Source organism: Ewingella allii, from assembly GCF_044430645.1.
In the GTDB taxonomy this organism is placed as follows: Bacteria; Pseudomonadota; Gammaproteobacteria; order Enterobacterales; family Enterobacteriaceae; genus Ewingella; species Ewingella allii.
Genome location: NZ_JAWUDN010000010.1, coordinates 129,127 through 147,242, shown reverse-complemented (window position 1 = coordinate 147,242; position 18,116 = coordinate 129,127). Strand labels below are relative to the sequence as shown.

The 18,116-nt window shown below is 51.2% G+C and carries 17 protein-coding genes; 12 read left to right on the top strand and 5 right to left on the bottom strand.

The features are described from left to right. Nucleotides 1-167: 167 nt before the first annotated feature. From SBO83_RS18985 to SBO83_RS18955, 7 genes are all read left to right on the top strand, one after another. Nucleotides 168-695, top strand: a complete 528-nt coding sequence (locus SBO83_RS18985) for a fimbrial protein (protein WP_396132575.1) — start codon at nucleotides 168-170, stop codon at nucleotides 693-695. A gap of 78 nt (nucleotides 696-773) precedes the next feature. Beyond that, the gene (locus SBO83_RS18980; protein WP_396132574.1) at nucleotides 774-1,289 is read left to right on the top strand and encodes a fimbrial protein; all 516 of its coding nucleotides are present in this window, start codon (nucleotides 774-776) and stop codon (nucleotides 1,287-1,289) included. Nucleotides 1,290-1,552: 263 nt separating this feature from the next. Then, nucleotides 1,553-2,086, top strand: coding sequence for a fimbrial protein (locus tag SBO83_RS18975; protein WP_185688013.1), 534 nt, complete (start codon nucleotides 1,553-1,555; stop codon nucleotides 2,084-2,086). A gap of 72 nt (nucleotides 2,087-2,158) precedes the next feature. Then, a complete protein-coding gene (locus SBO83_RS18970; protein WP_396132573.1) occupies nucleotides 2,159-2,674 on the top strand; it encodes a fimbrial protein in 516 nt (171 codons plus the stop codon). A gap of 80 nt (nucleotides 2,675-2,754) precedes the next feature. After that, nucleotides 2,755-3,429: a fimbrial biogenesis chaperone gene (locus tag SBO83_RS18965; protein ID WP_185688011.1), complete on the top strand. Its 675-nt coding sequence runs from the start codon at nucleotides 2,755-2,757 to the stop codon at nucleotides 3,427-3,429. A 53-nt stretch (nucleotides 3,430-3,482) separates the two neighbouring features. Then, on the top strand, nucleotides 3,483-6,140 hold the full coding sequence (locus tag SBO83_RS18960) for a fimbria/pilus outer membrane usher protein (RefSeq protein WP_449536236.1): 2,658 nt from the start codon (nucleotides 3,483-3,485) through the stop codon (nucleotides 6,138-6,140). 23 nt (nucleotides 6,141-6,163) lie between these two features. Beyond that, complete coding sequence (locus SBO83_RS18955; RefSeq protein WP_396132572.1) at nucleotides 6,164-7,099, top strand: fimbrial protein; 936 nt, start codon at nucleotides 6,164-6,166, stop codon at nucleotides 7,097-7,099. Nucleotides 7,100-7,191: 92 nt separating this feature from the next. On the opposite strand, the gene phoA is transcribed toward SBO83_RS18955, so the two are convergent. The 3 genes from phoA to SBO83_RS18940 all read right to left on the bottom strand — a co-directional run bounded on the left by phoA (nucleotide 7,192) and on the right by SBO83_RS18940 (nucleotide 11,531). Then, on the bottom strand, nucleotides 7,192-8,610 hold the full coding sequence (gene phoA / locus SBO83_RS18950; protein WP_396132571.1) for an alkaline phosphatase: 1,419 nt from the start codon (nucleotides 8,608-8,610) through the stop codon (nucleotides 7,192-7,194). A 169-nt stretch (nucleotides 8,611-8,779) separates the two neighbouring features. Beyond that, nucleotides 8,780-9,700, bottom strand: a complete 921-nt coding sequence (locus SBO83_RS18945; protein ID WP_353501713.1) for a L,D-transpeptidase family protein — start codon at nucleotides 9,698-9,700, stop codon at nucleotides 8,780-8,782. A 268-nt stretch (nucleotides 9,701-9,968) separates the two neighbouring features. After that, nucleotides 9,969-11,531 carry a DHA2 family efflux MFS transporter permease subunit gene (locus SBO83_RS18940; protein ID WP_396132570.1) on the bottom strand — a complete coding sequence of 521 codons (1,563 nt, stop codon included), beginning with the start codon at nucleotides 11,529-11,531 and terminating at the stop codon, nucleotides 9,969-9,971. Nucleotides 11,532-11,611: 80 nt separating this feature from the next. Between SBO83_RS18940 and SBO83_RS18935 the strand changes: the two genes are divergently transcribed. Together SBO83_RS18935 and SBO83_RS18930 are read left to right on the top strand one after the other, a co-directional pair. Continuing rightward, a complete protein-coding gene (locus SBO83_RS18935) occupies nucleotides 11,612-12,727 on the top strand; it encodes an efflux RND transporter periplasmic adaptor subunit (RefSeq protein ID WP_396132569.1) in 1,116 nt (371 codons plus the stop codon). Nucleotides 12,728-12,789: 62 nt separating this feature from the next. Then, nucleotides 12,790-13,380: a TetR family transcriptional regulator gene (locus SBO83_RS18930; RefSeq protein WP_396132568.1), complete on the top strand. Its 591-nt coding sequence runs from the start codon at nucleotides 12,790-12,792 to the stop codon at nucleotides 13,378-13,380. Nucleotides 13,381-13,481: 101 nt separating this feature from the next. Here SBO83_RS18930 and SBO83_RS18925 read toward each other — a convergent pair whose 3' ends face one another. Next, nucleotides 13,482-15,599: a TonB-dependent siderophore receptor gene (locus SBO83_RS18925; RefSeq protein WP_353501717.1), complete on the bottom strand. Its 2,118-nt coding sequence runs from the start codon at nucleotides 15,597-15,599 to the stop codon at nucleotides 13,482-13,484. Between the two features lie 373 nt (nucleotides 15,600-15,972). On the opposite strand from SBO83_RS18925, the gene SBO83_RS18920 reads away from it, so the two are divergent. The 3 genes from SBO83_RS18920 (at nucleotide 15,973) to SBO83_RS18910 (ending at nucleotide 17,574) form a co-directional block, all read left to right on the top strand. Further along, nucleotides 15,973-16,629 (top strand): class I SAM-dependent methyltransferase, encoded by a 657-nt coding sequence (locus tag SBO83_RS18920; RefSeq protein WP_396132567.1) that lies wholly within the window; start codon nucleotides 15,973-15,975, stop codon nucleotides 16,627-16,629. A gap of 110 nt (nucleotides 16,630-16,739) precedes the next feature. Then, complete coding sequence (locus SBO83_RS18915) at nucleotides 16,740-17,027, top strand: Bor family protein (protein WP_034789579.1); 288 nt, start codon at nucleotides 16,740-16,742, stop codon at nucleotides 17,025-17,027. Between the two features lie 259 nt (nucleotides 17,028-17,286). After that, nucleotides 17,287-17,574 carry a Bor family protein gene (locus SBO83_RS18910; RefSeq protein ID WP_185688001.1) on the top strand — a complete coding sequence of 96 codons (288 nt, stop codon included), beginning with the start codon at nucleotides 17,287-17,289 and terminating at the stop codon, nucleotides 17,572-17,574. Between the two features lie 65 nt (nucleotides 17,575-17,639). Here SBO83_RS18910 and SBO83_RS18905 read toward each other — a convergent pair whose 3' ends face one another. After that, nucleotides 17,640-18,083, bottom strand: coding sequence for a GNAT family N-acetyltransferase (locus SBO83_RS18905; RefSeq protein WP_396132566.1), 444 nt, complete (start codon nucleotides 18,081-18,083; stop codon nucleotides 17,640-17,642). Nucleotides 18,084-18,116 lie beyond the last annotated feature (33 nt).

Here is an 18,116-nt window from a genome sequence, read left to right as displayed (position 1 = left end):
AACGGTATGTAATTTTAGTAAACCTAAATTACTCTTGCTTTTTTAGGTGGTGGAGCTAAAAAATTTTATGCGTAATAATAATCCTATCTTGAGACGTTACAGGAATAGCTTCTCAAGAGATTACCGGATTTCGCTAGAATGCGAAAATTAGCTACTAAGGGACTAATATGAAAATGACTTCTTTATTTAAAATGAGTATGTTGGCGGCGGGCATGTTTGCCGCTCTGGGTGCAAATGCCGCGGATGGCACAATTAATGTCAACGGCAATATTGTGGCTGCTGGTTGTGTAGTTGAAGGGGCAGAAACAGTTAATGAGGTGAATTTTGGTACCCTTTCTCCGCAGAATTTTACCGCCGTAGGGACTATCTCCGATAAAAAAGATGTAAGTTTTGTTCTGAAAGATTGTCCGGCGAGCCTGACAAGTGCAAAACTTGTTTTCATGGGGAGAAATGATACAACCAATACACAACTTGTTCAAATATATGACACAAGTAAGGCTAAAGGTATAGGTATTGCCTTGTATAAAAAAGACGGCGGCATGATACCTATGCACACTACTTCAGAACCCTTCCCAATTAATGCTGAAACGGGAACCGCAGCTATCGCACTGCAAGCTGCCGTGATGTCGACTTCTGAAGTGGTTAGTGGCGGTGATTTTACGGCAGTTGCTTTTTTCACCATGAGCTATAATTAATAGTAATAGTTACAGTTAAAGAATAATGCCTTGGTAAAAATAGGTGTTCATAAATACGGTTAAAAGGATTAGACCAAAATGAAAAAATTAAGTATTGCAGTTGCGATGATGTTAGGTATGGCATGCTCTGTCGCACAGGCACGGGATTACCTTGGGCAAATTATGTTTTCCGGTAAAGTGTCAAGCGCTTCTTGCTCTATTGATGGTGCAGGCACGACTTCAACCATTAACTTCACTACGTACGCTAAAAATATAGTGACATATGGTGGCGGTAATTCGGTAGCTAATATGAGACCAATGACAATTAAATTAGTTAGTTGCCCGGCAGGTTTACCAATTAAAGTTAAATTTGAAGGGGCTTATGATGAAACATCAAAAGGCTTTAAGGAGTCATCGGGAAAAAATATTGCTGCGATCATCCGTGATGAGGGCTCTCAAGACAGGTTAGAAGGTAACAAGTTTGTTACAAAAACCACCTCGGTAAGTGGTGTAAATGAATTGAAATATAATGTTAACCTCCTGCGCTGGAAAAATGCAGATTTGGAAACTGGTGATTTCACTATTCCAATTAGTTACACCCTGTCTTACGAATAAAAAAATCGGTTAATTAAAGAGGTTGGCTCTGGATAGATTGATATTAACCTATCTTGGGCCGCCTTTTTTCACATCATAATCTAAGTGAATGTTTGAAGGGGTGAGTCATCATTTTTAGTATGGCTTAACTACTCCTGTTATTTTGAAGAGTGGTGGTATTAATCCCGATGGGTAAGAATATTCTTACATTGAATCTATGCAAAGAATGAATCTCAACACATCAACGGATTTCGCTAGTTTGCGAACTTAGCCAGTAAGGGACTATGATGAAAATCACTTTTTTCTTTAAAATTAGTGCATTGGCGGTAGGTTTGGCTTGCACTATGGGGGCAAATGCAGCTGACGGCACCCTGACTATCAATGGCACGGCCATTGCTCAGGGCTGCCAGATTCAGGGACAAAGCTATATTGTCGCCGTGCTCGATTTTGGTACTGTTTCGCCCGCTGCTTTTCCCAGCGTAGGGTCAATATCGGCTAAAAAGGAAATTAACTTTTCCCTGATAGGTTGCCCGACGAGCGTCACCAACGTAAAAATCATGGCGTTTGGGCCATATGATACGACCAATAATAAGCTCGTACCTTTTGACGCTGGCTCAAGCGCCAAGGGGCTGGGTATTGCATTGTATAATAAAGATGGGTCACAAATAGCCATGCACTCATTCTCGTCTTATTTCCCCATTGATGCATCCACACATACCGCAAATATTTCTCTCGAAGCTGCGCTTATGTCGACGGCCACAGTAGTGACGGGCGGTGATTTTACGGCCAGTGCTCTGATTGGTATGACTTATGACTGATTTTTACAAGCAAATAATAGAATCTCATTCAAATGAGTATTCATTTTTGAAGTTAAAAGGATTAAATCAAAAATGAAAAAATTAAGTGTTGCACTGGCGATGCTATGGAGTGTGGCTTGTTCTACAGTACATGCTGAAAATGAAATCGGGCAAATTTTGTTTACCGGTAAGGTCACAAGCTCTTCTTGTATTATCGATAGTGTAGGGACTACGTCAGTTATTAACTATGATCACGTTTCAATATTTTATATTCTTTATCAAAATACGACGTCCCCGATTGTTAGCAGACCCTTTGATATTAAATTAATCAGCTGCCCGCCAGATGTGCCTATCAAGGTAAGGTTTGAAGGGGCCTATGATGCCGAATCAAAAACCTTTAAGGATTCTTCAGGGAAAAATATTTCCGCCGCTATTGTTGACAAAGGGTCGTACAGTAAAATCGAAGCTGACAAGTTTGTCACTAAGACGACCTCGACCAGTGGTGTTAATATTTTAAATTATTGGGTGACGTTAAATCGCTGGAAAAATGCGGAAGTTGAGCCGGGTGATTTCTCGATAGTTATTAATTACACCATGTCTTACGAATAGATTTTTTTAGCCATTATTGTTACTGCTGACTGAGAGTCATATATGGCTCTGTAGCAGCCTTTCTTCTTATAGAGGTCATTATGAATCGTTTAACAGCCCTTTGCTGCGGCGCGCTTGCGCTTTGCCTTACCGCGCCCGCCTTTGCAGGCTTCTCCGTGGGTGCCACCCGCGTTATTTATACCAGCAATATGAAAGAAACACCGTTATCAGTGAGAAATACTGAAGACTCCAATGTATACCTTATTCGCTCTTGGGTAAGCAGTGATAAAGAAAATGAGAATGTGCCGTTTATTATCACGCCGCCATTATTCCGTATTGAGCCAGGACAGGAAAATGCACTACGTATCACTCAAACCAGTTCGGCCCTACCGCAGGATAGAGAGTCTGTTTATTGGGTGAACACCTTAGCTATACCTCCTGCGTCTAAAGAAAAAAACACATTGCAGTTCTCCATTAATACCCGAATTAAACTTTTCTATCGTCCCGTGGAGCTTAATAATCGGGCCGAAGTCGAGAAATCTTACCAGCAAGTTAAGTTTTCTCGCTCGGGTAATAGTTTAAGCGTCAGTAACCCTACACCTTACTTTGTGAATCTCGCCAAGATCTCCATAAATGATAAGGAGATTAACGATGGTTATATGATAGCACCAAAATCCTCAATAAAAATCGAGAATGCACCAGCAGGGAATAAAGTGGGCTGGCAGGCGATTAATGACTTTGGCGGTTTAAGTGAAAGGTTTACTGCCAATTTTTAACTTTTAACCAGATATGTCGCATTGATTTTTAAGAGGGAAGTTGGCTAAAGATTATGGAAAATAACACGGGTAGGCAGGTGGATATTTATCCTGTTAGGCAGAGAGTATGCAGAGTACAACATACTCAAATAAAAATCGGTGACTTTCCTTACTCTTTTATATTAAAGCCACTTTCATTTTTTATATTACTCTCTTTACCAGGGTTAACTTATTCGGCTGATACTTTTAACCTCGACATGCTCAAGACGATAGGGGCGGGCGGGGGACTGGAAAATGTCAATTTAGATTATTTTGCAGAAAAAGGCGGGCAGATGCCCGGTACTTATAAAGTTGATATTTATCTGAATAATCAGCAGGTTGATTCGCGAAGCGTGGAGTTTGTGAGCTTACCGGACGCGCCGGGTAAACTTTATGGTGTGATCACGCCGGATGAGCTTGCAGATTATGGTGTGAAAGTTGACGTTTTCCCCCAGTTGAAAGCCGCAGCGCCCAACGCGGCGCTGGGCAAACCCTTAAACACCTTTATACCGGATGCGACTGAAAATCTCGATTTGAGTCGCCTTCGCTATGATATTACCGTGCCCCAGATTGGCGTACATCTGCATCCTCGCAACTCGGTCGACCCAAAACGCTGGGATGACGGTATCCCAGCGTTGACCTTGAATTACGGTTACACCGGGTCCACCACGCGGCAGGACGACGGCGGCCAGTCTAAAAGTAACTTTCTTAATCTGCGCAGTGGCCTGAATTTAGGCGCGTGGCGGCTGCGTAACTATTCGACCTACAGTGACCAATCTACAGACGGCACTAAGGGTGGCGTGGATACTCATACCCGTCAGTACCAGTCGATCAACACCTTTGTGCAGCGCAATGTGCAGTTTTTACAGGGCGGGCAGTTGACGCTAGGGCAATATTCCACCCCGGCAGACGTGTTTGATAGCGTTCAGTTCACCGGCGGGCAATTAGCCTCTGACGACCAAATGCTGCCTGATTCCATGGGCGAATTTGCGCCGACCGTTCGCGGGATCGCCAAATCTAACGCTCAGGTCACTATCAAACAGAATGGCTACGAGATTTACCAAACTAACGTCTCGCCTGGACCATTTGCTATTACCGATCTCTATCCGTCGAATAACGGCGGCGATATGGAAGTGACTATCACCGAATCTGACGGCTCGGTGACGAAATTTAACGTAGCGAGCAACACGCTGCCTATTTTACAACGTGAAGGTCGGCTTAAATATAATTTGGCTGCTGGTAAGTATCGCAGTGGGAACAGCAATACCGAGACGCCCAATTTTATCCAAGTTTCAAATAGCTATGGGCTGACGGCCCGAACAACGGTCTATGGCGGTGTTCAATATGCAGATAACTATCGGGCGGCAACGGCGGGGTTAGGTTTTGATCTCGGTTCATTGGGCGCGGTGTCTTTTGACGGCACTCAGGCGACCAGTATCTTCAAAAATAACGATTCGATGGGCACCAAGAAAGGGCAGTCCTATCGGGCGATGTACGCAAAAAACATTGAACCTACGAATACCACGCTGCAAGTGGCGGGTTATCGTTATTCCACCGCAGGCTATTACGCCTTTAGCGATGTACAAGACTACCAGCAAGACAGCGGCAATGATTTTGATAATTACGATCGCGCCCATAATCAGCGCAGCAAATTTCAGCTGTCGATCAATCAGTCACTTGGTGATTATGGCTCCGTTTATCTAAGCGGTAGCAAGCAGGATTACTGGGGCGGGGGCGGGCAGGAGAAGCTGATGCAGATGGGGTTTAACACCAGCCTTTTCGGTATGAGCTTGGGCTTCAACTACAACTACTCTGTCAATCCTGGTATGGCGGAGGCCGATCAGGTCTTTGCCTTCAACATGTCGGTTCCGCTCGACAGATTCCTCGGTACCTCGGGAACCATGGCGAGCTACAACATGACCAGCAAGCGTCACGGCCCGGTGACGCAGATGGCGGGACTTAACGGCACGCTGCTTGAAGACAGAAACTTAAATTACTCCGTACAACAGGGTTATGAAAGTCAGGGCGCCGGTGGTTCAGGTAACGCCAATCTGGATTATAAGGGCGGCGCTGGCGAAGGCGTTCTCGGTTATAGCTACGACAAGAGCACGCGCCAATGGAACTATGGCATAAGCGGCGGATTGGTGGTGCATCAAAACGGCGTGACCCTCTCTCAGCCATTGGGGGAAACCATCGCACTGGTTAAAGCGCCGGGCGCCGGTGGCGTTGGCGTACAAAACAACGCCGGGGTGCATACCGACTGGCGCGGTTACGCGGTCGTTCCTTATGCTCAGGCGTACCGTAAAAATACAGTGGCACTGGATACCGAAAGCTTCGGCGACGATGTCGACATGGACAGCAGCAAGGTGACGGTGATCCCTACGCGTGGCGCGGTGGTGCGGGCCAATTTCGATACCCGCATTGGGCAGCGCGCCTTAATACAGCTGTTGTTCCAAGGCAAGCCAGTCCCTTTTGGAGCCACGGTGAGCTTGGTCGATGACAGCCGAACCATTACCGGCATCGTCAGCGATCACGGCGAAGTCTATCTCACCGGTTTGCCGGAAAAGGGCAAAATCTTTGCTAAATGGGGCAACGGCAGTGACGAACAGTGCCACGGTAGTTACACGCTGGAGAAAAGCAATGTCACTGACCCCGCTGCGCTGATTAAAAACATTAAGGCGCAGTGCCGTTAGGGCGCAGCAGGAGAGCATGCATCATGAATAAACGGAAAATCAGCTTGAGCTTGGTGCTATTAGCGGCACTAGGGGGGGCAACGCAGGCGCTGGCCGACTGCGCTCCTCTGGGGAGCGTGGCAAACCGCACCTTTCAAATGGGAAGTATCACGGTACAGCGCGATTTAGCCGTTGGGGCTGAGATCACTCGCAAAGTCCTCCCCGCAGACATCACGCCTATCAGCGGCGTCTGTTCTACCGGCACTTTCAACGAGAGTGGCTCAGTGAATCAGACCAGCTACCGTTCGCTGGATGGTAATCAGATCTACGCCAGCGGCGTCGAGGGCGTGGGTATTAAAGTCAAAGTTCGTGGGGAGTATGTACGAACGGGCGGCTATCGCTGGGAGACCACGTTGGATAGCGACGGGGCCATTCGTTATAACCCCGAGATAGAGATTATTTTAATGAAAACAGGGGTTATTACGCCGGGTACGCTGGCCCTCGGGCCGCTGTTTTCCATCGCTATCAACAACAGTAATGAGCCGGCGCTAACCTACAATTTATCCTCCGGTAATATCACGCAAGCATCGTGCGAAGTGACCGGGTCAAGCAGGATCCCGGTGCAAATGGGAGAGGCAAAGGTGAGTGATTTCCACGGTAAAGGCTCTACCCTGACCCCGGTGAATATCCAGATCCCTCTACAATGCAACAGCAACGCCAAAGTGCATATCAGCCTTGCCGCGACCTCATCGCAGGGCAAAGGCATTATTGATTTAGCCAGTGGCGGCGCGCAGGGGGTCGGTATTCAGCTTAAACTGCACAGCGCGCCCATCGAGTTCGAGCGAACGCTGTTTGTTGCTCAGGCCACCGAACAAGGGAATTTTAGTATCCCGTTAACGGCTGCTTATATGCAGATTGGGGACAAAATCACCCCGGGGGATGCTAACGCTGTCGCTAATTTCACCATCACTTACGAGTGATTCAGGTTGGAAAACAAAGGCCGGAAAGTCTGCACTTTCCGGCCTTTTGCTTATTTATTGAGGGACTGATTTACGTCTTGCGGCATAATGACTTATTTAATCGCCATGGCCTCTTTCATGGTGAAGAACAGGTCAGTTTGATCTGTCAGTCCCACCACGTTGGCCGCAAACGGGCCGTAGGCCGCGACGCGCAGCTGAGTGCCGGTATGGCCTTGTGAATCCTCTTCCGAGTTGCCGTAGCTGATGGTCATTGGCGCACCGTCTTTGGTGGTCAGGGTCTGCGTCAGCCCCGGCGCTTTGGCATCTTTCTCCACAATCTGGCTGGAGTGCGCGTGGTCGGCGGTCACAATAACCAGCGTGTTGCCGTCTTTACGAGCAAATTCCAGCGCTTTCTGCACGGCTTCGTCCAAATCAACGGTTTCGCCAAACTGGCCGCACGGGTTTGCCGCGTGGTCTTGTTTATCGATGGACGCCCCTTCCACTTGCAGGAAGAAGCCTTTCTCCTGCGTTTTCAGCAGATCGATGGCTTTCTCGGTCATTGCGGCAAGCGTTGGAATGTCGCTGGTGCGCTGTGGATTGGCTTCGCAGGTGACGGCCGGCTTGTCGATATTGCCGTGATAGCTGGCTTTCGGGCCATTCCAGCGCACGGGCATATTGCCCGGCGAGAACAGGCCTAGCAGCGGTTTTTGCTGGTCGGCGAGGGTGATTTTTGCCAGCTCATCGGCGTTTTCCACCCACTGATAGCCCTGTGCGGTCGCCTGATCCTTCAGGGATTTCCCCGCGAAATCACCGCTTTTGGCTAACTGATTGAATGATTTCGCGCCGCCGCCCAGGGTCACGTCAGCCCGTGCTTTGATCAGCTGCTCGGTGATTGAACCTTTGCCGCCGTTTTCCAGCGCATTAGTCGGGCATTTCTCACTGGTTTCTTCCGGGCCGTAGCACTTACGGGAGGTGACGTGGGAGATTTGCGCGGCAGGCGTCGCATCTTGCAATTCGGCTGTGGAGACGTTGCCGGTGGCTTTACCCGCGGCTTTCGCCAGTTCCAAAATCGTTACGTGATCTTTGCCATTCACATCCACACCCAGCGCGCCGTTATAGGTCTTCACGCCGCTAGACCATGCCGTGGCAGAGGCCGCGGAGTCCGTCACATAGTCGGGTTTGTGGCTCTTCTTATCCAAAGAGTAGTGAGTGTATTGGCCCGTTAACGGCAGGGCATCGATGCCCTTAAAGTAGCCGCCCGCGCCTTCGGCATAGTTACGCGCCGAGGTGATTTCTGAATCGCCCATACCATCACCAATCAGCAGGATGACGTTTTTCACCGTCTTATTGGTCAATGACGCTTTCAGGGCTTCGGTCTGATCGCCGGTCAGACGGCGCGCGCCGCCTTGTTCGGTGATATCGCCTTTCGCAGCGCGTGAAGTCAGGGCATCATCGGCGATGGCGCTGCTGGCAGAAGTCAGAAGCAGGGCGGTAACCACAGAACGAGCAACAAAAGAGAGAGGCAGGTGCATAACAAAACTCCGTGTAATGAAGACCAGAAAACAAGAGATACAGTTTGTCGTACTTTGTTACACGGGAGCATAAGTCAGCGGCGTGACGCTTTTATGACATGAAGGATTTTTAGCGAGGAAAATAAAAAAGCCCCTCATGGAGGGGCTTCAAGTCAGTCTGCAATCAAACTTAGTTAACCTGAGTTGGCATACCTGAACGCAGCTCGATAGCGCGTTGTACGATGTTCTGGTTAACGCTTGGGTCCATGGCAACGGCGCCCACTTTGCCAGTCAGAGAAACAGGCAGTGGCTCTTGCGAGTCAAACTCTTCCTGGTTAGCAGACAGCGGGTTGTGGATCTCAATGTAACGCTTACCGTTTGGTTCAACGGTGGCTTTCAACGGCTCATTGATGAACTGAACGCGAGTGTCCTGCGGCACATTGTCGAACAGCCATTTGATGTCAGCATCGCGCAGACGCACACAGCCGTGGCTCACGCGCAGGCCGATACCGAAGTTGGCATTAGTCCCGTGAATCGCATACAGGCGGCCAACGTACAGCGCGTACAGACCCATTGGGTTGTCCGGACCTGCTGGGAAGACGGCTGGCAGATATTCACCGCGAGACGCGTACTCTTCGTGCATTTTCGCCGTTGGTGTCCAAGTCGGACCGGCTTTCTTACGCTGGATGGTGGTTGTCCAGTTCAGTGGGGTGTCTTTGCCTAATTCACCGATACCGATTGGCAATACCACCACGGTGTTGCTGCCCTTCGGATAGTAGTAAAGACGCATTTCAGCACTGTTTACCACGATACCTTCATGCGGGGTATCTGGCAGGATCAGCTGCTGTGGAATAGTCAACACGGTGCCCGGCGTTGGCAAGAACGGGTCCACGCCAGGGTTGGCTTCGAGCATGTTGCTCAGGCCCATTTGATACTGTGCGGCAAAACTCTCAAGAGGTAATTTGCTGTTTTCTGGAACGGTAACGGTGATGTTTTCCCCGACTAACCGCCCGCCATTGGCAGGAAGAGGGTACACCACGGCCGAAGCTGACTGGCTGTACGCAGCAACTGCCAAAACCATAGTAAGGATAGCGCGAATGCTCATTTTCATATTTGTCGTTGGTTCTTAATGCCACACAGGCAGTTGTTGTCGAAGTGTTCCCCCGGTGTTAACAGAAACAACCGGATGACTATTGTAGGTACACACTTGACCTGAACGAGAATCTTTATGTGTAACCAATCACATTTCTGGGCCGCCAATTATAAGGATTTATTTCAAACAGGCCAAAGCTTTTACAGGATGTCGGAAAAGTTCCCTAAACAATCGCATTTTTTGGAAGTAGGATCACAGACGTTTTACATTTCATGACACTAAACCGTTATTTCCGACAAAACGGCACCATCAATAAAGCCGCCAAAAACATCCACGCCATCAGCATAAAGACATCATTGAAAGCCAGCGTGAAGGCTTCATTGGCGACCTTGATGCCAAACAGGTTTTTCGCCATCAGCAAGGCATGAGCCGAATCCGGCGTCAGTTGCCCAATGCGCGTCGCCAGTCCGCCGATCACCGTCTGCGCCTCTTCACCATAACGCCCCAACACGTCGCCGAAGTGCGCGGTGTGTTCGCGGGTCCAGTCCTGCAACCAGGTATTCACCGTCGCAATGCCAATCGCCCCGCCAAGATTGCGCATCAGGTTAAATAAGCCCGACGCGTAGCGCAGCTCCGGTCCCTGAAAGGCGGTGAGCGCCATATTCACACTCGGCACGATGCACAGCATGATAAACAGCCCACGGACGATTTGCGGCCATAAGAACTGATCCGCGCCCCACTCGGGCGTGACTTGCGAGGTCAGCCACATGCTGGTTGAAAAGCCAATCAGCCCGGCGGTGATCAGTATGCGGCGGTCTACTTTACCAATGAGCCTTGCGGCCAAAATGGTGCTGAAGAACTGCCCAATCCCCACTACAAACACGGTGGTACCAATCTGTAAGCTGTTGAAATCACGAATGCGTCCAAGAAAAACTGGCGTCAGGTAAGTCGAGGCGTACAGACCGAAACCAATCACCAGATTGAACACGCAGGCAAAGGTAAAGGTCGGGTCGCGGAAGGGCGTCAGGCGTACAATCGGGTTTTTCGAATAGAAAGAACGCTCCAAAAACAGCACAAACGCCACCAGTGAAAACCAGGCCGAAATTTGAATGTCGGGGTCGCTAAACCAGTTCTGGCGCGGCCCCTCTTCCAGCACGTACTCCAGACAGCCCAGCGCAATTGCCATTGAGAATAGATGCACCCAGTCGATGCGTTTGAGCATCGGGAAATCGGCTTGGTCGACATGAATGAACATCACCGCGCCAATGGCGACCAGCACCCCCGGCACAATATTGATGAAGAATATCCAGCGCCAGTCGAGCCATTCGGTGACTACGCCGCCGACGGTCGGGCCGAGCGTCGGGGCCAGCACGCTAACCATGCCTAAAATCGCCGGGATCAGCGCCTGCTGCTTGCCCTTAAACAGCGCAAAGCCGGTGGAGAACACCGTCGGCACCATCGCCCCCCCGGTAAAGCCTTGCAGCGCGCGAAAGAAAATCATCGACTCGATATTCCACGCCAGCCCGCAGCCAATGCTGCTGAGCGTAAACAGCGCCGCCGAGGCGCTGAAGAGCCAGCGAGTGGAGAGCGCCTGAGTCAAAAAGGCCGAGAAGGGGATCATTACCAGTTCGGCAATCAGATAAGAGGTCTGCACCCAGCTGATTTCATCCGGGCCAGCGGAGAGTCCGGCCTGTACGTCATTGAGCGAGGCGGCGACGATCTGAATGTCGATCAGAGCCAAAAACATGCCGAAAGCCATGACGCTGAAGATTAAAAATTTGCGCGCAGTGGGCAGGTCGCTAGGGGCGATCGCCGGGGCGGCAGAAGAGGGAGCGGTCGCTTCTGACATATCAAACACCTTTTTGAACTTGTTTATATGATGCGCATCATATTAATATGATCACCATCATGCAATGAGTGAGAAGAAAAATGAGTGAAGCAACAGTTAACGGGGCGTCGGACATTCAGGGGAAAGAGAAATCGCGCCGTTCGCCGCGCATTTGGGTGGTGAGCGGTATTGCGCTGGCGGTGGCATTGGGCGGTGCTGCGTGGCTACTGGCCGCGCCGTCGTCAGAATCAACCGACGACGCTTACGTCAGTGCTGACGCCACCACCGTCGCGCCGAGGGTCAAAGGCTTTATCTCTAACGTGCTGGTGAAACATAACCAGTGGGTGAAGGCCGGGCAGCCGCTGGTGGTGATCGACAGTGAAGAGTTCAACGCGCGCGTCGCAGCGGCGGAGGGTGACGTGGCCGATGCCAGGGCGCAGGTTGAGGCCCAACAGGCCGCGCTGGTCAGCCAGCAGGCGCAGGAGCAGCTGGCGCAAACGCAAATTCAGGCCGCGCGCACCGCCATCCGTTCTTCCCTCGCCGAGCAGCAACACGCCCAAGACGAGCAGCGGCGTTATCAGTCGCTGGTCAACAGCGGCGCGACTTCACGCAATGACGCCGAACGCTTCAAAACCACCGCCGTGACCGCCGAGCAGAATGCCGCCCATGCCAGCGCGATGCTGGACGTGGCGCAGAATCAGGCGCAGGTGACTCATGCCCAGCGTGCTGAGATTCAGGCATCGCTGGCACTGGCGCAGGCCGCGTTGCAGAAGGCGCAGGCGGCATTAGATTTAGCCCAGCAGGATCAGCGCCATACCACCATCACGGCGGCGATTGACGGCGTGGTCGGCAATCGACAGGTGCAAACTGGTGACTACGTGACGCCGGGGCAGCGCCTGATGACGCTGGTGCCGCTCAATGATCTGTACGTGGTGGCGAACTTTAAAGAGACGCAAACCGCGCATATTCAGCCGGGGCAGAAAGTATCTGTTAGCGTCGATGCGCTTCCCGATGTGAAATTACACGGCGTGGTGGACAGTCTGGCGCCGGGGTCGGGTTCCACCTTCGCGCTGTTGCCGTTTGAGCCGGGCACGGGGAACTTCACCAAAATCGTTCAGCGCGTGCCGGTGCGCATTCATCTCGATAGTGATCAGCAGGGGCTGGCTGCGCTGCGACCGGGCTTGTCCGTTGATGCCAAGGTTAGCCTGCATGAGTGAATGTCGCGGCGCGCTGCGGTAGACTATCGGGGCTAGAGGTCTCACCAATCAGGGAGTTAATCATGCGTTACGAAAGTGAACATAAGGCGAAAATTCGCGAGCAGATCCTCAAAGAGGCGGCTAAGGCAATTCGCATTAATGGTCCGGAAAAGGTCAGCGTAGCCGGGGTGATGAGCCAGGCTGGGTTAACCCATGGCGGATTTTATGCTCACTTCGCTTCGAAAGAGGCTCTGATTGAGGCCGCCATCGGCCAAATGTTTGACCAAAGCATGGCGCGCTGGGATAGAGACAACCAAGATCTGGCCCCGCGCGAACAGTTGGCGGGATATATCGACTTCTACCTATCTCCGTGGCATCGGGACAACCCGTCGCAGGGCTGCCCGGTGGCGGTACTGCTGACCGAAGCCCCGCGCATGACGCCGCCGTGCCGCACCGCCTTCTCCCAAGGTATCGGCAGGCTGCGTGGCATGGTAGTCGGTCAGTTGCGAGATATTGGCGTGGAGGAGCCTGAAACGGCGGCAGTGGCGCTGAGCGCCGAGCTGATGGGCACGCTGTCATTGGCGCGCTGTGAGCCGGACATTGCCAAGTCGGATGCCCTCTTAGCCGCTGCCAAAAAACGCATCATGGCCCGGCTGTCGCTTATTAATCACTGATCCGGCCTGATTCGTAGTAATAAAAAAGCCCTGATAATTCAGGGCTTTGTTTTTTTGTACTCAAGGGCAACGTGTGAAGGTTTTCCCTTTTAAGTCAGCAATTAGAAGTCGTAACCCACGGTGGCGACCACGGTGCGCTCCTGACCCCAATAGCAGTAGCTGGTGCCGTAACAGGCCGCGACATACTTCTTGTCGAACAGGTTGTTAGCATTCAACTGCACGTACGCGCCTTTCAGCTGCGGGTTGAACTGCGCCAGGTTCATACGAACGGAAGCATCAACCAGCGTGGCAGACGGCATGTGCACGGTGTTTTCGTTATCCGCCCACTGAGTGCCGATGTAACGCACGCCCGCGCCCAGATCCACACCGACCGGCGTATTGTACTGGCCCCAGATAGAAGCCATCTGTTTTGGCGTCACGTAAGGTGTGTTGCCGTCGTTAGTGGTTGAATCGTCAAAGCGCACTTTGTTGTAGGTGTAACCTGCCATCACGTTAAAGCGATCGGTAACTTGCTTCTTCGCTTCCAGCTCAAGGCCCTGTGAACGGATTTTACCCGCTGGCTCATAGTAGCTGCCGACCACCACGCGGTTGCCCACGTCGTCCTGCGTCAGATCATAAATCGCCGCGGTATACATGTCGGAAGTGCCGACCGGCTGGTACTTGATACCGGCTTCGTATTGCTCACTCTGCATCGGTTTCAGCAGGGTGTTGTTTGGACCCGGCAGAGCAGAAGGGGTCATCGCCTGACTGTAGCTGACGTATGGAGAGATGCCATTTTCAAACGCGTAAAGCAGGGAAGCGCGGCTGTTGAAGTGGCTGTCAGTACGCTCAGTGGTCACGTCGGTCAGGCCGATGGTGTCCACGGCGGCCGTTTTGGTTTTCAGACGGTCATAGCGGCCGGACAGGGTCAGGTGCCACTGGTTCCACGCCATATCATCCTGAATGTAAGTGCCATTCTGCTCATAACGGTTTTTGCCGGTTTTATCACTGTAGAACGCCAGATTTGGACCACCGGTGTAGCCGGTGTACGGGTTCAATTGGCTGGCCGTTGCGCCCAGAGATTTCAGGTCATTCATAAAGTAGGAGTAGTCGAAACCAACCACCACTTTATGTTCCAGCTCGCCGGTCGCGAAGTCCGCTTCCAACTGGTTATCCACGGCCACGCTGTCCAGAGAGGAGGTTTCGCCACTGTAGTAGCGATTCATCAAGGTGCGATCGGCATTCCAGCCAGCCTGATAAACCTGATCCAACTCGGTGTTGGAGTGGGTGTAGCTGGTGTTTTGGCGGAATGACCATACGTCGTTAAACGCGTGGCGGAATTCGTAGCTGTAAATCTGCTCCCAGCGTTTGAACTGGTTCAGCGAAGATTCGCCGTCGAAGAAGCCACGGCTCAGGCGATCGCCGTACAGGCTGCCATCGGCTGGCACGGCGGCGTGATAGCCACCGGACGGGTCTTTTTGCAGATAAGCGCGCAGTAACAGGGAGGTGTTTTCATCCGGTTGCCACATCAGCTGTGGAGAGATCGCATAACGCTCTTCACGCTGGTGGTCGTACTGGGTGTCGCTGCTGCGAGTCATGCCGGTCAGGCGGAAAGCCCACTGGTCATTGATGGCGTTGGTGTAATCGAACGCGCCGCCCTTGGTGTTTTGCGTGCCGCCTGACAGGCGGAAGTGGCCTTCTTCAGTGAATTGCGGGCGCTTGGAGGTTTCCATCACGATGCCGCCCGGAATGCTCTGGCCGTAGAGGGCAGAAGATGGCCCTTTCAGCACGTCGATGCGCTCAAGGAACCAAGGGTCAACCTGAATGGAGTTGTAGCTGCCGCCGTCGCTCAGAATACGCAGGCCGTCGAGGAAGGTGTTGTTGACGTCGCCGCCGTGGAAACCGCGCAGAGAGATGGTGTCATAACGCGTCGCGCCACCAGCGAAGTTGGTGAATACGCCCGGCGTATAGTTCAGCGCGGCGTTAACGGTGGTGGCGTTCTGGTCGTCCATCTGCTGACGAGTCACTACTGACACAGCCTGACCGGTGGTGATGATCGGCTGATCGGTTTTGGTTGCTGTACGACTGGTTTTCGCGTTGTAACCCTGAGTCGGCGTGTCGGCAGTTTGTGGCGGAGCTGCGGTCACAACAACGGTATCTTCAGCGAATGAGGCAGCAGGAAGCGTCAGCGCCACGGCGCACAAGAGCACCGAGCGTTTTAGAGGGAAGGCCAACAACATATTCAAAGTCCCTATAGATATCGAGATGAAATATCGAGTTATGAAAAAAGTGTGTGTAAAAAGCCCATGACATCGTCATGTGAACTAAAAGCTGGGCATTCGCGGGGAGTTATTCCCACAACAAAAACACCCGCTCAAAGTGGGTGTTTATTCATAACTTACGTGAATGCTAAACTTAATGATAATTGTTATCATTATTGTTTTTCAATTTCAAGGGAACTTTTAATAAAAATTTAAAATGAGGTTGTTTTTTATCCTCATATTTATCATGGAATTGGCCTCATTTTGTTCGGTTACGGCTTAAGTCAATATTGCTTGTTAATAAAATGTTAAGTAAATTTTTGGCAATGATTCAACATGTGCGGAGAAGCTAATGAGTGAAAAATGGCAGCAAGTTGATAGCTATATCGTGGATAAATTGGTGGGCAGTGACGATACGCTGAACGCGATTTTGCAAAATAATACGCGAGCCGGGCTGCCCGCACACGACGTGGCACCTAATCAGGGGAAACTTCTGGCGCTGTTTGCTCAAATGGTCGGAGCAAAACGCATTCTGGAGATCGGCACATTGGGCGCATATAGCACGGTGTGGCTGGCCCGCGCTTTGCCGGAGGGCGGGGAGGTGGTGACGCTGGAGGCCGACCAACACCATGCACAGGTGGCGCGGCAAAATATAGAACTGGCGGGTTTGCAATCGCGCATCAAACTGCACCAAGGCCCGGCGCTGGACACTCTACCGAAGCTAATTGATTCAGGCCCGTTCGATATGATTTTCATCGACGCCGACAAACCGAATAATCCTCATTACCTGCAATGGGCGCTCAAGCTCTCACGGCCCGGTACATTGATCATCGGTGACAACGTGGTGCGCGACGGCGAAGTGGTTAATCCCGCCAGCGACGACGATCGCGTGCAGGGCGTTAGAAGCTTCTTCGACCTGATTGCCGAAGAGCCGCGCTTGAGTGCCACCGCGCTGCAAACCGTCGGCAGTAAAGGCTGGGATGGCTTCTTGCTGGCCCGTGTTTTGTAATAAATTAAGTAATTACTCAAATATCCCTAAACCTTTGCCCTAAATTTCCGATAAGAATTCCGTACTTGGTTGTTCTATTTTAATTTTTAGGGTTAATAAGGGATTTTTTGATGAAAAAAGTATTACTTACCGCTGCTTTTGCCGTGCTGCTGTCTGGTTGTGCTCAACAGACTTTCAACCTGGGTCAGGGCGTGGCCACTAAGCCGAAAGAAGTGACCACGCATCACTTCTTCGTTAGCGGTATTGGTCAGCATAAAATGGTTGATGCGGCGAAAGTCTGTGGCGGCGCAGATAAAGTTTCTCGCGTAGAAGTTCAGGAAACTTTCCCTAACGTTCTGCTGAGCATCGTGACCTTTGGTATCTACACCCCACGTGAAGCGCGCGTTTATTGCGCATAATAGGAAATTTTTCCTCGCTAAACGGGCGCATCAGGCGCCCGTTTTCACACCTAAACTCAGGCAGGAAAAGGCGTTGAAGCAGTAAGTTTAAAAGCTACATAATTCATTCACGATCCCTACAGGCAAAAGCCGGAACTTCACATTTTCACCAGAGTCTTATTGGCAAGTTTCACATGGATGAAACTGAAGGTCAGTTAAGGGCTGGGAAGGGCAATTTTGCCCTCCTGCAACAATGTTGGAATTTTAAGGGATTAATGAAATGAAAAAAGTTTTACTTACTGCATTTTTTGCCGTGCTGCTAACCGGTTGTGCACAGCAGACGTTTAATATGGATCAGGGCATCTCTTCTGAGCCTAAAAAAGAGGTTACGCACCACTTCTTCCTGAACGGTATCGGCCAGACTAAGACCATTGATGCGGCGAAAGTCTGCGGCGGTGCGGATAAAGTCGTGCGTGTTGAAGTTCAGGAAACCTTCCCTGATGTGGTCTTGCGCGTGCTGACGTTTGGCATTTACGCGCCGCGTGATGCTCGCGTCTTCTGCTCTTAATGAGTCGACGCTAGAAATAAAAACGGGCGCTCATCGGCGCCCGTTTCTTGTTACAAACTGTGGCCTTAGCACGTTGTTAGCGCCAGATGCAACAGTGGGAAAGGGTTGCCCTGACCATCATGGCTTGAGCGCGAAACTACGATAAACCCTTGTTTCTTATAAAAGGCCAGCGCCTGCGGGTTCTGCTCATTGACGTCCAGCTTAGTGGCATTCATCTGCTTGACGGCGTACTGCAACAGGGCTTTACCAATCCCTTTGCCGTGGGCTTCTGGCACCACAAATAGCATTTCCACATTGCCCTCTGATACCCCGACAAACCCCTGAATTACTGAGTCAGCGTCTTTAAACACCCGTAGTTTCACGGCTTGCAAATAGTTATGGCGGATTTGCGGGCGCATCGCGGCGATATCCGCCTCTTGCAGAAAATCGTGCGTGGCCCTGACTGAGCTTTCCCAGACCTCAATAATGCGGTCAAACTCTGCTTCATGCGTTTCAACGATGCCATTCATTGCTGTTGTCCTTATTATCAGCGCGTTACGCCG

Bases quoted from the DNA above. Each gene is read 5' to 3' on its own strand.
- SBO83_RS18965 (WP_185688011.1), top strand. From the start codon at position 2,755: ATGAATCGTTTAACAGCCCTTTGCTGCGGCGCGCTTGCGCTTTGCCTT.
- SBO83_RS18970 (WP_396132573.1), top strand. From the start codon at position 2,159: ATGAAAAAATTAAGTGTTGCACTGGCGATGCTATGGAGTGTGGCTTGT.
- SBO83_RS18980 (WP_396132574.1), top strand. From the start codon at position 774: ATGAAAAAATTAAGTATTGCAGTTGCGATGATGTTAGGTATGGCATGC.
- SBO83_RS18915 (WP_034789579.1), top strand. From the start codon at position 16,740: ATGAAAAAAGTATTACTTACCGCTGCTTTTGCCGTGCTGCTGTCTGGT.
- SBO83_RS18935 (WP_396132569.1), top strand. From the start codon at position 11,612: ATGAGTGAAGCAACAGTTAACGGGGCGTCGGACATTCAGGGGAAAGAG.
- phoA (WP_396132571.1), bottom strand. From the start codon at position 8,610: ATGCACCTGCCTCTCTCTTTTGTTGCTCGTTCTGTGGTTACCGCCCTG.
- SBO83_RS18945 (WP_353501713.1), bottom strand. From the start codon at position 9,700: ATGAAAATGAGCATTCGCGCTATCCTTACTATGGTTTTGGCAGTTGCT.
- SBO83_RS18955 (WP_396132572.1), top strand. From the start codon at position 6,164: ATGAATAAACGGAAAATCAGCTTGAGCTTGGTGCTATTAGCGGCACTA.
- SBO83_RS18930 (WP_396132568.1), top strand. From the start codon at position 12,790: ATGCGTTACGAAAGTGAACATAAGGCGAAAATTCGCGAGCAGATCCTC.
- SBO83_RS18925 (WP_353501717.1), bottom strand. From the start codon at position 15,599: ATGTTGTTGGCCTTCCCTCTAAAACGCTCGGTGCTCTTGTGCGCCGTG.
- SBO83_RS18920 (WP_396132567.1), top strand. From the start codon at position 15,973: ATGAGTGAAAAATGGCAGCAAGTTGATAGCTATATCGTGGATAAATTG.
- SBO83_RS18940 (WP_396132570.1), bottom strand. From the start codon at position 11,531: ATGTCAGAAGCGACCGCTCCCTCTTCTGCCGCCCCGGCGATCGCCCCT.
- SBO83_RS18960 (WP_449536236.1), top strand. From the start codon at position 3,483: ATGGAAAATAACACGGGTAGGCAGGTGGATATTTATCCTGTTAGGCAG.
- SBO83_RS18905 (WP_396132566.1), bottom strand. From the start codon at position 18,083: ATGAATGGCATCGTTGAAACGCATGAAGCAGAGTTTGACCGCATTATT.
- SBO83_RS18985 (WP_396132575.1), top strand. From the start codon at position 168: ATGAAAATGACTTCTTTATTTAAAATGAGTATGTTGGCGGCGGGCATG.
- SBO83_RS18975 (WP_185688013.1), top strand. From the start codon at position 1,553: ATGATGAAAATCACTTTTTTCTTTAAAATTAGTGCATTGGCGGTAGGT.
- SBO83_RS18910 (WP_185688001.1), top strand. From the start codon at position 17,287: ATGAAAAAAGTTTTACTTACTGCATTTTTTGCCGTGCTGCTAACCGGT.